Genomic DNA, 14,254 nt, shown 5'->3' with positions numbered 1-14,254 from the left:
AGGACGCCTCCCGGCCGACCACAACCAGCCCTATGGAGTCAGCTATCCCGATTCCACGCAACCGCTGCACGCTCTAACTCATGAAGGGCCGACCGCCCTCCTCACGTCATCACCGGCCTTGTGCCGGTGATCTCGATTGTGTGGAGCACCGTGCTTTTCAGCATCGGGATGGCCGGCACAAGACCGGCCATGACGGAAGCCGAGGCATGTCCTCTTCTATGCGCCAGACTTTGAGAAGGTGAGAGTTCTATAAGGCCAGATGCTCACGCCGCCATCTCAACCTCGCGCCCGCGCCCGAGATCGCGCATGAGTTGCTCATAGCGCGGAATGCGCCGGATCTGGCGCCCGTAATGGCGGCGCAAGGCATCCATGAGCCGACTGTTGCGGGACAGCAGCCCATCGGCGAACTCGACCATGAGGGAATTCGGCCATGCCTGAGGGCGGATCTCGGCCAATCGCTCGAAGAGCCCGTCCTCGCTCTCCTCCGGATGCGTCCGGGCCAGCAGCGTCAGCATCGCGGCCGTCGAGCGGGACACGCCCATGTGACAATGGACGAGCAGGTGTCCTTCGACCTGCCCGGCATGTCCCGCCGCGACCTCGTCGCCGAAGCGCAGCACCGCCTCCACATGCTCAGGCGCGGGCAGGATCATTCCTTGCACGGGGTTGATGATGTCATGGAAGCGCAGGATCGTCCTGTGATGTGGGTCATAGGCCTCGAAGGCTTCGGGATCCGGGTGTTCCGGATCGAGAATCGAAAGCACATGGGTCACGGACCGCTCGCGCTGGTCTGGAAGTTCCGAGATGCCGCAGATCGTGAGCATCTGGATGGCATGGGGCTGCATCGAAGCACTCGCTCGAAGGCTGGACTGAAACAAAACCTCAACGGATCTTTTCGGGAAGTTAACTCATGGCCCTCGAATTGGATCGCCCTGTTCAAAAGACTGTGTCTTGCAAACCACAGCGGCCCTCTGCCACATTTCGGACACCGAAGATCCACCTTCCCGTCACCACTGGGACTATGTCTCTTCAGGCGTATCGCCGTCGCTCCCAGGGGCGACAGACTGAAGCCAAAAATCAGAAACTGCAGGTTCCCCACTGATGTTTGCTGCACTGGCCACGAGCCGATCCTTGTTGCACAAAGCCGTTCGCCTCTTCGCTCTGCTTCTTCCTGTGGCCTTGGCGGCTTGCGTCTCCACCCAGTCTCCCCCGCAACAGGCGGTGCGCCGCATCGATCCCGCCTATGCGGCGATGTACGGGCCGCGCCCCGACGAGCCTCATCCGCTCCCGGCCACCGACATCTCCGAGGTCGACCCCCGCTTCCTGCGCCGCGAGGTTTCCTATTACGGCCGCGAGGAACCCGGCACCATCGTGGTCGATACGCAGTCCCGCTATCTCTACCTCGTGCGTGAGGGCGGCCGCGCGATCCGATACGGAATCGGCGTCGGCAAGGAAGGCCTGGCCTGGAGCGGCCGCGCCCGCGTTGGGCGCAAGGCAAGCTGGCCGCGCTGGACCCCGACCCCCTCGATGATCCGACGCGAGCCGGAGCGCAACGCCCGCTGGGCCGGCGGCATGGAAGGGGGCCTGAACAACCCGCTCGGCGCACGCGCCCTTTATCTCTACGACAACGGCCGCGATACCATGTATCGCATTCACGGCACGACGGAGCCGTGGTCGATCGGCCAGTCCGTGTCGAGCGGCTGCATCCGCCTGTTCAACCAGGACATCATCGACCTCCACAGCCGCGTGCCCGTCGGCTCACCCGTGGTCGTGCTGCAGGGGCAGCGCCTGTTCGACGTCGAGGACGAGATCCGCGTCTCATCGGCGTACTGACCCCATCCGTTCAAGAGGTTCCAGAAAAAGGGCTGGCCGCCGGCTAGCCCTTTTTCCTAGGTGACCTGTCGCGCCTGGAGTGTAGGATCGTCCTGTCTCTGCTGGAGGCATGGTCATGACAGTCGAACGCGCGATCCTTCTGACCGTCGGCGGGCTCATCGTTCTCAGCGTCCTGCTCGCCGTTTATGTGAATCTGAACTGGCTTTGGCTCACCGGCATTCTCGGCGCCCATCTGGTCCAGGCATCCTTCACGGGCCTATGCCCTGTGGTGATGATGTTCAAGCGCATGGGGCTGCCAAGCAAGCCCGGCTTCACCTGACCTGAGCCCAACCCCTGGAGGCTTCCGTCGGCTGTCCTATGACTTTGTATAGGACAGAGGCACAGGAGCTTTCATGGACGAATGGTTTCCCTCAGCGCTGAAGCTGATGACGCGCGCCATCGAGATCGGCGGGATCGCCATCATCGTCCTCGGGCTTCTCGGCGCCAGCATCGCCGTCATCTGGCAGGTGCTGCGCGGTCGCTCGGGATCCGAAGCCTTCGGCCTCTACCGCTCCAATCTGGGACGCGCCATCCTGCTCGGCCTCGAGTTTCTGGTGGCGGCCGACATCATCAGCACGGTCGCCATCGAGCCGACGCTCCAGAGCCTCCTCATCCTCGGCGGCATCGTGCTGATCCGGACCTTCCTGAGCTTCTCCCTCGAAGTGGAGATCGAAGGGCGCTGGCCCTGGGATCGCCACAAGGGAGAGCGCGACCGCTCTCCAGGCCGCGCGACCTAGCGCGTCGTGCGGCCCCAGAGGGTCAGGTCGGCGAATATCGAATCCGGTTTTCCGCACGATGCGCCGGCCTAGTGTTGGAGCATCAAATGGATTCCAAAAGCGGTGTCCACTTTTGGGTCCGATGCTCCAGCGCCGGAACGCAGGCCTCGCAGATCGCCGCGATGTGGCGATGGTCCGTCCCGCAGCATCCGCCGAGCACGGACAGATGCGGCATGCGTTGGCGCAGCCCCCTGTAGCGCTGCGCGAGATCGATCGGATCACCGGGATCGAGTTCGGTGGATTCGTCGAGCTCCGCATGGCTTTTCGCCGAGGCATTGGCCCGCAGCCCGCGAATGCGCCGAGCCCAATCCGCCCCGCCCTCGAGAACGCCGTCGAAATGCGCCGGGTGAGCGCAGTTGATCATGTAATAGACCGGTACATGCCCGGTCTCGCGATCCGTTCGCTCGATTGCCGACTGAAGGCTCTCACCCGATGCCAGCCTGCCGTCGGTCTCGACCGTGAACGAGACCACCACCGGCATGCCGAGAGCCTCCGCCGCGCGGGCAATGCCGATGGCCTCCTCGACATAGTTCATGGTGACGGCGCTCACCAGGTCCGCCCCGGCCTCGCGGAAGGCTTCGATCTGCAGGGCATGGTAGGCCTGCGCCTCCGGCGCCATCATCTGCGCATCTGGCCTGTAGCCATCGCCCCGCGGCCCGACAACCCCGTTGATCAGGATCCGCTCCCGGCTGTCGGAGAGCCTGTCGCGAAGATGAGCCGCCCAGCGCACGGCCTCCTGGTTGATGAGCGTCAGATCGTCAGGCGAGACGTTCAGCTTCGCGGCCCAGTCCGGGTTCGCCCGCCAGGTGGGCGTGTCGAGGATGAAGCCGAGATCCCGCTCCATTGCCGTGCGGATGAAGGGCGCGAAGTAGGCCTCGAGCTTTGCCCGCCCCTCGCCGCTGCGCAGGAGCGGGAACGCGGCGAAACAGGGAAGATCGATTCCTTCGAGAAACACGAGGGCGGTTTCGAGACCCCCGTCGGTCAGGAACACGGTTTGATCGGACGGAGGAAAGGCAAATCGGCCGCTGGTCATGGAAGCGTCTCCCGCATGCGCAGATGCTACGTTGTCACCCAGGTCCAACCTATGGAGACGCCTGCACCGTACCGTGGTTTACCGCCCTGCGATGTGAGATCCGTCACAGGTCATTGCGGCCCCTTCCCTTGAGGCACGTTAGGGCAACTGCAAGAAATTTTGCCCATAATGACCTACGCACCTCTTCAATAACCGTACGGAAGCGCCTGTGAGAGATTCGACGTCAGGATGTCTGGGATGCCGGAATGGCGAACCGCTCCCATTCGAGTTCACGATGGCCTTTCACCCGATCATCGATCTCACGCGAGGAGTTGTCTGGGGTTACGAGGCGCTCGTACGCGGCACCAAAGGCGAATCTGCGGGAGCGATCCTGAGCCAGGTCGACGAGGAGCGGCAGTACAAGTTCGACCAAGCTTGCCGGGTGAAAGCCATCGAGTTGGCGGGGCGACTCTTTCCGGCAGCGGAAGACGCCAAGCTCTCCATCAACTTCATGCCGAATGCTGTCTATGAGCCGGCTGCCTGCATCCGCACCTCCCTCGAAACGGCACGCCGCGTCGGCTTCGACACGAAGCGCATCATGTTCGAATTCACCGAGAACGAGCGCATGGCGGATACGAAGCACGTCGCCAGGATCATTGCGGAGTACAGGCGTCTCGGCTTCATCACGGCCATCGACGATTTCGGCGCCGGTCACGCGGGCCTCAATCTTCTCGCCAACTTCCAGACCGATCTCATCAAGATCGACATGGAGCTGATCCGCGGGATCACGGGTTCCGCGGCCCGTCAGGCCATCATTTCCGGCATCCTGGTGATGGCCCGCGCCCTTGACATCACGATCATCGCCGAAGGCATCGAGACGGAGGCCGAGCTTGCAACCCTGAGGGGCGCCGGCATCGAGCTTTTCCAAGGCTTCCTGTTCGCCCGCCCCGCGGTCGAAAGCCTGCCTGCCGTTTCGCTTCGCGCCTGATGCCCGGCTATAACCTTAGCTGTTGACGCAACGGCAAACAGCCTTTAGGAACCTTGTCCCGGCCGCCCGCCGCCGCCACTCTTCCAGTGTCCGTCGGCTCCATCTCTGCCCAATTCGTGCTGCTTCAGCCACACGGCTGACGCAGCCTCTCGCTCGCCCTCAGGGCGCCCTGTAAGCGGGCAGACATTCTACCGATCCCAGCGGCTGCCTCGCTACGATTCCCAAAGATCCGCGCAGCCGGTCCCGACATCGGATGTTGATCATGAAAGAAGCCCAGTCAGGTCTCTTCCTGAGCAGGATTCCCTATGTGAAAGCGGGCTCAGGACCCGACCCCATCGTCGTGCTCAACGGGGGACAGGCCTTCGTCAGGCGCCCCACCCCGGAACGGGCCTTGCGCGATGCGAAGCGTGTCACACGCCTCTTGCCCCGAGACAGAACTGTCTACCTTCTGGGATACGAACCCTCGCCCCCTGCCGACTACACCATCGACGGGATCATGGCGGACGTGAGCCGGATCCTGCGCGACGAGATCGGACCCGCGTCGGTCATGGGCATCTCCTTCGGCGGCTTTGTCGCCGCGCGACTGGCGGCGGAGCATCCCAGGCTCGTGAAGAACCTGATCCTTATGGTGAGCGCGCATCGCTTCTCCCCGGAAGGCCGCCGCAGCATCGACCGGCAGATCGAAGCCGCATGGCAGGGGGACTTCCAAGGTTTTCTCGACGGGTTCGGCCTCGTGTTCCGCCGTCCGTGGCTGAACTGGCTGCTGCGGCTGCGGTTCCGGCAGGAGCGCCATCGCCTGCGGGAGACGATGAACGATCCCGTGACCATCGTCCGCGGGCTGCATGCCGTCGCCGGCGAGGACTTCAGAGACGATGCCAGTTGGCTCACCCGCATCCAGGCTCCCACGCTCGTCGTCGGAGGCACGAGGGACCCGTTCTTCGACGTGGAAGCGATGGCGGAGACCGCACGCCTGATTGCGTGCTCACAGCTGAAGCTGTTTGAAGGCGAGACGCACATGCTGCCGGTCGAGCGGGCACGCGCCGTGGCCAGGATCGTGAATGCGTTTCTCGAATCACCTCCTCAGATCGGGAACGGCGACCTGAGACAGGCCACCGTTCCTCCATGAGCCTCAGTCGCTCACCTGCACCAGAACGTGCCGTTTCTTGCCGGTGGTCAGCTTCAAGGCTCCGTCGGTGAGATCGGCAGCCGTGACAGGAGAATCCGCATCCTGCACGAGGGTGCCGTTGAGCCTGGCCCCGTTGTTGAGAACGAGACGGCGCGCCTCGCCCTTGGAAGCGGACAACCCTGCCTGAACGAGAAGCTGCGCGACGGTCACGCCCCTGTCGAGTTCGGACCGAGGCAGATCGATGCTCGGAAGCCCTGCGGCATGCTCCCCCTCTTCGAAAGTTCTGCGTGCGGTCTCCGCCGCGTCCCGCGCCGCCTCCTCGCCATGGGCGAGCTTCGTCGCTTCCGAGGCCAGGATCTGCTTCGCCTCGTTGATCTCCTGGCCCGCAAGCTGCCCAAGACGATGCACCTCATCGAGAGGCAGTTCGGTGAAGAGACGCAGGAAGCGGGCGACATCGTCGTCCTCGACGTTGCGCCAGAACTGCCAGAACTCGTAGGGGCTGAGTTTCTCCGCATTGAGCCACACGGCGCCACTTGCCGTCTTGCCCATCTTGGCCCCGGCGGAAGTGGTGAGCAGCGGCGTCGTCAGGCCGAAGAGCTGGCGCTGGTCGATGCGCCGCGCGAGCTCGATGCCGTTGACGATGTTGCCCCACTGGTCCGAGCCGCCCATCTGGAGCACGCAGGCATGATGGCGCGACAGTTCCAGGAAGTCGAAGGCCTGCAGGACCATGTAGTTGAATTCGAGCAAGGTCAGCGGCTGCTCGCGCTCGAGCCGCTGGCGCACGCTGTCGAAGCTCAGCATCCGGTTGATGGTGAAATGCGTGCCGAAATCACGCAGGAAAGGCAGGTAGCGCAGCGGGTCGAGCCAGTCGGCGTTGTCCACCATCACCGCATCGGTCGGCCCGTCGCCGAAGGCGAGGTAGCGGGAGAAGACCTGCCTCAATCCCGCAGCGTTCCGGGCGATCTGCTCAGCCTCGAGCAGGGGCCGGCTCGCATCGCGGAAGCTCGGATCGCCGATCTGCGAGGTGCCGCCGCCGATGAGCACGACCGGCTTGTGGCCGCACTTCTGCAGCCAGCGCAGGGTCATGATCTGCACGAGGCTTCCCACGTGAAGACTGTCCGCCGTGGCGTCGAAGCCGATGTATGCCGCGACCGGCCCGGCCGAGAGCCGCTCATCGAGGGCTGCCAGATCGGTGCATTGATGAATGAAGCCGCGCTCCGCGAGCGTCTTCAGGAATTCGGATTTCGGGGTGCTCATTGTCTGTCTCCTGGGATTGAGCGGGAGCCGCTGCCCGGAGACCTGATCACCAAATGAAGATGCCGCCGGAGAGCGGCGGCATCGAACGTTTGGTCGCAACCGAACGGAGCCGCCCTATGGGGACGGCGTAAAATAGTTCGTGAAAGTGGTGCGACTGGTGATCATGTGCGCAAGGTACGGGCAGGAGACGAGAACGTCAACCGGCTTCAGACATAACGTTTGTCATTCCCGGCCGGAGCGCAGTGGAGGGAAGGGAATCCACTCACACGCTCAGCACCATGGATCCCCTGCCCTCGCTTCGCTCGCCGGGGATGACAGAGAACACCGAACTGAGCTGCTGCTCAAAAATAGCTTCTAAGATTCCTTCGCACCCGCTCCAGCGCCGGCACCTGCGGATCTGGCAGTGCGAAGCTCTGGCCCGTGATCCGCTCGAAGGCGTTGATATAGACCCGAGAGGTCTCCAGAACCACGTCCTGCGGGATCTCGGGGATCTCGTCCTTGTAGGGATCGCAGCGTGCGACCACCCAGGTGCGGACGAAATCCTTGTCGAAGCTCTCGGGGCGCTCGCCCGCCTCGAAACGCTGCCGGTAGCTCTCCAGGAACCAATAGCGGCTGCTGTCCGGGGTATGAATCTCATCGGCGATCATGATCGTGCCGTTCTCGTCGATGCCGAACTCGTATTTGGTATCGACCAGGATGAGGCCGCGTTCGCGCGCCATCTCCCTGCCCTTCGCGAAGAGGGCGAGGGCATACTCGGAGACCGTGCGCCACTGCTCCTCGCTCAGCAGCCCCTGCCCGATGATGTCGGCGGGCGTCAGGGGTTCGTCGTGGCCGCCATGGAAGGCTTTGCTCGTCGGCGTGATGATGGTCTGCGGCAGCTTCTCGTTGTCGCGCATGCCGTCCGGCAGGCGCATGCCGTACATCTCGCGCTGGCCGGCCTTGTAGAGGGAGAGGATCGAGGTGCCCGTGGTGCCGGCGAGGTAATCGCGCACCACGATCTCCACGGGCAGGATGGTGAGCCTGCGGCCCACCAGCACGTTCGGGTCGGGATATTCGATCACGTGATTGGGGCAGATGTCCGCCGTCTGCTCGAACCAGAACTTCGCCGTCTGGGTCAGCACCTGGCCTTTGAGCGGAATGGCCGCAAGGTTGCGGTCGAAGGCGCTCAGGCGGTCCGACGCGATGATGATCCGGCGCCCATCGGGCAGATCGTAGTTGTCGCGCACCTTGCCGCGGTAATGGTTCGGCAGCTCCGGGATCGTCGCGTCCTCGAGGACATAGCCCGCATAGGCTCCAAGGGCTGCTTTATCCACCATGCTCACCTGCCAAGGATTTCCACGCGCCGCCCTGCGACAGCGGCAGGCGGAGTTCTATCTGGAAATCACGACAGTGCTAGACCCTGGCGGACAAAAACCTGCTTGGCCCACGAGAACGGGCCGGTTGTCCGCCTCTACTGGCTGGCCCGGGCGTCCCTGCGATAGGTCGCGTTGAGACCGGACAAGGTCACCGTGGTCTCGTAGCCCTGGGCGTCGATGATGGTCCATGCTTTCAGCGCATTGGCCCGGGTGTCGAAGCGCAGGGTGATCTTGGATGTGCCGCCGAGGGTCGCGCTGTCGTCGAAGCGCACGGTCACCACGCCGTCGCGGCCCACCTGCACGTCGCGGACCTTGGTGTCCCGCGACAGGTCGATGTTGTCCTGCACGAGGAACTTCAGGGGAGTCTGACCGACCGGATAGACATCGTTGGTGCCGAGCTTCTTGTCGCGGATCGCCACGTTGCGCCCATCCGAGACCACCTCGAGAGAGCTCGGCGGAGCATAGGCGAAGTGGAACTGGCCAGGGCGGCGCATGGAGAGATTGCCCTCTGCCTGCTGGCCGTTGGGGTTCTTCTGCACGAAATAGGCCGACAACTGGTCGATGCTGTTGAAATAGGCGTTCACCCGGTCGAGAGCCTCCTCCGGAGACTTCGGCCCTGGAGGCGAAGTCGGCGTCGGGGCGGACGCGGGTGCGGCCACGGCCGTGGCCGCGGGAGCAGCCTGAACCGGCGTCGAGCGTGCTGGCTTCGGCGGCTCCGCGACGTTTGCCTGGACCGGCGCTGCAGGCTTGGGCGGCTCGGCCGCCTGGACGGGCGGCGTGGGAGCTGGCTTCTGCGGTGCGGGTGCGGCCGGTTGCGGCGCCGGTTTGTCAGCGACGGCGGCAGGAGGCTGAGGCTGAGGCTTCGAAACCGTCTGAGGGGCAGGCTGCGGCTTCGGCTGAGCCGCCCTTTGCGGCGCAGAGGCCGGCGGCTTCGGAGCGGCGGCCCTCGGCTGCGGACGAGGCTGAGCCTGCGGGCTCGGCCGCGCGGCTGCCGGTGCGGCGGGCGCGGCCTGAGGGGCAGCCTGGGGGGCACTCGCCGGAGGTGCCGGCTTCTTGAAGACGCCGTCCAGGAATCGGGTCAGGGGATCGGAGGGCTGCTGGGCGGCGGCAGGGGACACGCACGCCAGGGCAAGAGCAAGAGCGAGAATGGAACGCGAGGACGAATGGAGCATGACGCTACTGCTAACCTGAAAAGATACGGATGCCCGTGCGCAAAAGCACGGCCCATCAAGGATTTATGGCCCGGATAAGAGGCTGAATGAAGGCAGCAGCCTTGACGGTGGGACTGAACCGCATCCGGGGCACGTCAAGCCGCATCAGCCAGTTCATCGTCGTCCATGGCCTGACGAACGGGTGCCGTCCGCGGCTTCGGGGTGCGGGGGCGGGAGGGCGGCCGCTTCTTGGCTTTGGCGGGCTTGGATGAGATGCCGACACCCTTCCACAGGGCCTGCCAGCTCCAAGCCCCAGGCCCTGTGAGGATGTAGAAGAGAAGCCCGGCGAGAACCCCGAGATGGGACAGGAAGACGGTCTGCTCGGCCTGTCGGGTGAGGCCGCCGTAATCCCAGAAGCGGTGCAGGGTCCCGGTCGTCACCACCAGAGCGGCGATCAGGACGGAAGCGCTCAGACGCGGTGCCAGACCCAGAGCCAAAGCCAGAGGTCCAAAGACTTCCGCCATGACGACAACGGTCGCCACCACGTCCCCGTAAGGCATGCCTTTCATCGTCAGCGTCGCGGCGAAGCCGGAGATGTTGGCCGCGCGTCCGATGGCCGCCGGCAGGAAGCAGCCCGCCAGCAGGAGGCGGTTCAGCAGCAGAATCCCGTTCACGCCTGCACCCCTGTCCATGCCCCTGCCCTTTCGCCCCTGCCGGCCGAGAATCGGCGGCTCCAGGTGAGCATTTGACGGAAAGGTTCTTAACCTGTTCTTAGCGCCGCAACGCGATCCCCGGGTCTCTACAGCTTGAGATTTCTTTCCCGGAGCATGCTCTCCCAATGCAGGGAGTGATCCACGATGCTGGCGAGGTCATCGTGACGCGGCTGCCATCCCAGCCGGGTACGGATGCGCGCTGAATCCGCCACGATGGTTACCGGATCGCCGGCGCGGCGGGAGCCGAACCGCGCCTCGACGGGTTTTCCGGAGACCTTGCGAACGGTCTCGATGACCTCGGACACCGAATAGCCGTGCCCGTAGCCGCAATTCACGACAAGGCTCTCCCCTCCCTGGTCGAGATGGTTCAGGGCGAGCATGTGGGCTTGGATCAGATCGGTCACGTGGATGTAGTCACGGATGCAGGTTCCATCCGGCGTCGGATAGTCGGAGCCAAAGACCTCCATATGGGACCGCATGCCCAGCGCGGTCTGGATCGCCACCTTGATGAGATGGGTGGCATTCGCCGTCGACTGCCCGTGGCGCATGGCGGGATCGGCCCCGGCCACATTGAAGTAGCGCAGGATCACGTAGCGCATGTCGTGGGCAGCCGCGACATCGCGCAGCATCACCTCGGTGAGCTGCTTCGAGCTCCCGTAAGGAGAGAGAGGGGCCAGCGGCGCGTCCTCGCCGAGCGGCTTCTCGGAGGCGTTGCCGTAGACGGCTGCGGTCGACGAGAAGACGAAGTTCTTCACCCCGGCCGCCACGACGGCAGCCATGAGGGAGCGGCTCTTGACGGTGTTGTTGAGGTAATAGCCGAGCGGATCGGTGACGGATTCGGGCACGACCAGCTTGGCGGCGAAGTGCGCTATGGCGTCGATCTGGTAGGTCTGCAGGGTACGCAGCACCAGCTCGAAGTCGCCAACATCGCCTACGACGAGAGGCACGCCCTCAGGCACCGACCAGCGGAAGCCTGTCGATAGGTTGTCGAACACGATGGGCCTGTGCCCCGCATCGAGCAGGGCCAGAACCATGTGGCCGCCGATATATCCGGCTCCACCAGTGACGAGAACGTTCATGCGATTTCCTGGATATGTGCGCTCAACATTTTGTCATGGTGGCTCTATTGCAGCCGGATTTCCAGATCAAGCCGATGCGGCTAAGCGTTAGAATACCGTGTCAGACATGGACGGATGCACAATGGATGATCGCAAGGAATACTGGTGGGTTCGCCACGAGGCCATGATTCAGCCGGCCGAGGTCGGATTCGTGGGCGGCATTCCGGTGAGCTTTCGGTTCATCGGAATGGCCGGCAGCATTCCGGCCGCATCGGCCGAACTGATCGAGCGCCTGCCCTCTCCTCCCGTACCGGTCTTCAGCCTGCACAGCGAGCCGCCGCCGCAAACGCAGGCTCAGCCGCAGCGATCGGGCTCCTGGCTATGGTTTATCGGGATTCTTCTCCTGATTCTGGTCGCCCAGTGCTCAGGTCAGCTTTTCGACATGCTCAAGTGAAGCAGGGCCATGCTCAAGCTTGACCATATGTTCCGAGCCTCTTCCGGTAAGGCCTCAACCCATTCGGGGTAGGTCGGGTACTTCAATAGCATTAGCCTTAGTCGCAGCGGCGGACGCATTAACTCGAAATTGCGTCGACAATACAAAATTGCACCATTTCGAATTTGTGGAAATGCCTATTTAATCTTGAGCAATCTGGCAGTTACTGCAGAGGACACAGCCTTATGCTCATGACTTCACACGAGGCAGGACCAGCTCCGCCTTGATGACGGGAAGGATCGCCTGCCCACACGGCAGCGGTACTTCCTCGGATCGACGCTCACGCGGCTCTGAACCATGCCGCAGCGATAGCGGCAGAACACGACAACCGGCGATCATCGCATTGCAGGCTCCGGACGAAGGTCTGGTGACGGTGACGCTCGCCCATACGCTCCTCGACCCATTCAAGTAAGGGATACCGCGAATGACCACCATTTTTGTAAACGATCCTTCGGGAACCCCAGCCGACAACGTCGCGAGAATCAAGGCGGCCATTGCAGAGGCTAATGCAAAATATTTAGCCAACCCATCCGGGGGGCAGGTCACTGTCCAACTCGGTGCCGGAACTTGGGTCGTGACAGGCGATAAGTCTAACCCGTCAGCAGGCGCCATCGAACTCCTGTCGGGTGTCGCGCTGACGGGCTCCGGCAACCGCCAGACGGAGATCAAGCTCGAAGACAATTTCAATGCCAGGATCAACGGACTTGTCAGGACGGCGCTGGATACGGTTGAAAATGTCACGATTTCCAATCTGGTCATCGACGGCAACCGGGCTAACAATACCGGGCATCAGGCCGGCTTCATCTCCGGCGTGAAAGCAACCTCTGGAGATACGCAGACCAACATCACCCTCGACAATGTCGAGGCGAGAAACTTCTCGGCATACGGCATCAATCCGCACGAGATCACGTACAACCTGACAATCAAGAACTCCACAGCACACCACAATGGCCTCGATGGTTTCGTTGCAGATGGCGTGGTGGGTGGCACTTACGAAAACAACACCTCCTACGCCAACGATCGCCACGGCTTCAACGTCCAGAATGCCTCGAGCGAAATCATTCTCAAAGACAACGTTGCTTACAGCAATGGTGCAGGCGCGACCGGCGGCGCAGGCATCGTAGTTCAGCGCGGAGATCTCCAGCGCGGAACCGAGGCAGAGATCGTCCATGTCAAGAATGTTCAAATCATCGGGGGTGAATACTACGGGAACACCCGCGAGGGCATTCTAGTCAAATTGTCGGACAATGTTACGATTACTGGGGTCAACGTTCACGACAATGCGCGCCAAGGAGTGCGTATCGAGGGCTCCGTCAATACAACCTTGAAGGATAGCTTTATCTCGAGCAACTCGGAGCAAGCTAAGGGTTCCTATGATGAGGTCAGAATCCTTGAGCGGACTGACTTCCCAGACGGAAATCCTGACAACGATCCCGCAACCAATCCAACCAAAATCTACTACTCAACCGGCACGCAAATTCTGAATAACGTCATTAATCCTGCGGATGCGCGCTACGCGATCCGCGAGGAACCCAACAATATCGCCGGAGGTCCAACGGGAACGGTGATCACAGGCAATGTGACCACCGGTCTGGGAACAGACGGCAACGACACGTTTTTTGGCACCACTAGCGCCGATACCATGGCTGGCGGCAAAGGGGATGATACCTATCACGTCAATCACAGCGGTGACGTTGTCCTCGAATCTGCCGGTGAGGGAGTCGATACGATCATCAGTTCCGTCTCCTACACCACCGCTAAACCCCTGCCAGCCAATGTGGAGAACCTCCAGTTGGTTGAGTCGACCATTCCAACAAGGGCTTCTGCCATTGAAGGCAGAGGGAACGGGCTCAACAACAGAATCGGCGGCAACGATCAAAGCAACAGGCTCTACGGACTCGGTGGCAACGACACCATCACGGGCGGCATCGGTAACGACACCATAGACGGTGGAGCTGATACGGATACGGCCGTGTTCTCCGGTAAATACGCGGATTACACGATCACCGGGACCCTCGCGAACCGGACCGTCGCCGGCACCACCGAAGGCACGGATACCCTTCTCAACATCGAGGTTCTGCAGTTCGCGGATGGCAGGCTCGACGGAGATGTTTGGATCCCGAGCTTTGTTCCACCTCCTCCGCCGACCAACACCGGCAATCAGGTCGCCAGCCGCACGGGCACAGCCCGGTCCGAGACGCTTAACGGCAGGGACAACGTCGACGACACGATCAAGGCCAAGGGCGGCAACGATACGGTCAAGGGTCGAGGCGGCAATGACAAGCTCTATGGCGGCACCGGCAACGACAAGGTCTACGGCGAGAGCGGCGATGATCGCGTCTACGGCGACAGCGGCAACGACTATGTCCATGGCGGCTCCGGCAACGACTATGTCCATGGCGGCTCCGGCAACGACAAGGTCTATGGCAGCTTCGGCAACGACCGGGTCTATGGCA

14 protein-coding genes are annotated in these 14,254 nt (G+C 62.7%); 7 read left to right on the top strand and 7 right to left on the bottom strand.

All coding sequences use genetic code 11. From position 1 onward, the window contains the following. Positions 1-263 precede the first annotated feature (263 nt). A complete protein-coding gene (locus AC0QTX_RS26030; protein WP_474606697.1) occupies positions 264-842 on the bottom strand; it encodes a tyrosine phosphatase family protein in 579 nt (192 codons plus the stop codon). A gap of 256 nt (positions 843-1,098) precedes the next feature. On the opposite strand from AC0QTX_RS26030, the gene AC0QTX_RS26025 reads away from it, so the two are divergent. The 3 genes from AC0QTX_RS26025 to AC0QTX_RS26015 all read left to right on the top strand — a co-directional run bounded on the left by AC0QTX_RS26025 (position 1,099) and on the right by AC0QTX_RS26015 (position 2,606). Further along, positions 1,099-1,830 carry a L,D-transpeptidase gene (locus AC0QTX_RS26025; protein WP_474606696.1) on the top strand — a complete coding sequence of 244 codons (732 nt, stop codon included), beginning with the start codon at positions 1,099-1,101 and terminating at the stop codon, positions 1,828-1,830. Positions 1,831-1,945: 115 nt separating this feature from the next. Further along, positions 1,946-2,149 (top strand): YgaP family membrane protein, encoded by a 204-nt coding sequence (locus AC0QTX_RS26020; RefSeq protein WP_474606695.1) that lies wholly within the window; start codon positions 1,946-1,948, stop codon positions 2,147-2,149. Between the two features lie 73 nt (positions 2,150-2,222). Then, positions 2,223-2,606 carry a DUF1622 domain-containing protein gene (locus AC0QTX_RS26015; RefSeq protein ID WP_474606694.1) on the top strand — a complete coding sequence of 128 codons (384 nt, stop codon included), beginning with the start codon at positions 2,223-2,225 and terminating at the stop codon, positions 2,604-2,606. Positions 2,607-2,688: 82 nt separating this feature from the next. Here AC0QTX_RS26015 and AC0QTX_RS26010 read toward each other — a convergent pair whose 3' ends face one another. Next, positions 2,689-3,678: a homocysteine S-methyltransferase family protein gene (locus AC0QTX_RS26010; protein WP_474606693.1), complete on the bottom strand. Its 990-nt coding sequence runs from the start codon at positions 3,676-3,678 to the stop codon at positions 2,689-2,691. Between the two features lie 274 nt (positions 3,679-3,952). Between AC0QTX_RS26010 and AC0QTX_RS26005 the strand changes: the two genes are divergently transcribed. After that, positions 3,953-4,645: an EAL domain-containing protein gene (locus tag AC0QTX_RS26005; RefSeq protein WP_474606692.1), complete on the top strand. Its 693-nt coding sequence runs from the start codon at positions 3,953-3,955 to the stop codon at positions 4,643-4,645. A gap of 262 nt (positions 4,646-4,907) precedes the next feature. Beyond that, on the top strand, positions 4,908-5,771 hold the full coding sequence (locus AC0QTX_RS26000; protein WP_474606691.1) for an alpha/beta fold hydrolase: 864 nt from the start codon (positions 4,908-4,910) through the stop codon (positions 5,769-5,771). A gap of 3 nt (positions 5,772-5,774) precedes the next feature. On the opposite strand, the gene tyrS is transcribed toward AC0QTX_RS26000, so the two are convergent. The 5 genes from tyrS to galE form a co-directional block, all read right to left on the bottom strand. Beyond that, on the bottom strand, positions 5,775-7,028 hold the full coding sequence (gene tyrS / locus AC0QTX_RS25995) for a tyrosine--tRNA ligase (protein ID WP_474606690.1): 1,254 nt from the start codon (positions 7,026-7,028) through the stop codon (positions 5,775-5,777). Between the two features lie 341 nt (positions 7,029-7,369). Next, positions 7,370-8,344, bottom strand: a complete 975-nt coding sequence (locus AC0QTX_RS25990) for a phosphoribosylaminoimidazolesuccinocarboxamide synthase (RefSeq protein ID WP_474606689.1) — start codon at positions 8,342-8,344, stop codon at positions 7,370-7,372. A 134-nt stretch (positions 8,345-8,478) separates the two neighbouring features. Beyond that, complete coding sequence (locus tag AC0QTX_RS25985) at positions 8,479-9,555, bottom strand: LolA family protein (RefSeq protein ID WP_474606688.1); 1,077 nt, start codon at positions 9,553-9,555, stop codon at positions 8,479-8,481. 134 nt (positions 9,556-9,689) lie between these two features. Then, positions 9,690-10,226 carry a DoxX family protein gene (locus AC0QTX_RS25980; RefSeq protein WP_474606687.1) on the bottom strand — a complete coding sequence of 179 codons (537 nt, stop codon included), beginning with the start codon at positions 10,224-10,226 and terminating at the stop codon, positions 9,690-9,692. A gap of 107 nt (positions 10,227-10,333) precedes the next feature. Further along, positions 10,334-11,326 carry a UDP-glucose 4-epimerase GalE gene (gene galE, locus AC0QTX_RS25975; RefSeq protein ID WP_474606686.1) on the bottom strand — a complete coding sequence of 331 codons (993 nt, stop codon included), beginning with the start codon at positions 11,324-11,326 and terminating at the stop codon, positions 10,334-10,336. A gap of 121 nt (positions 11,327-11,447) precedes the next feature. On the opposite strand from galE, the gene AC0QTX_RS25970 reads away from it, so the two are divergent. Further along, positions 11,448-11,759 (top strand): hypothetical protein, encoded by a 312-nt coding sequence (locus AC0QTX_RS25970; protein WP_474606685.1) that lies wholly within the window; start codon positions 11,448-11,450, stop codon positions 11,757-11,759. 463 nt (positions 11,760-12,222) lie between these two features. Further along, positions 12,223-14,254 (top strand): right-handed parallel beta-helix repeat-containing protein (locus AC0QTX_RS25965; protein WP_474606684.1); only part of this gene is annotated, 2,032 nt, incomplete at its 3' end.

Source organism: Microvirga sp. jy35, assembly GCF_056148915.1.
This window is presented reverse-complemented; position numbering and strand designations above follow the sequence as displayed.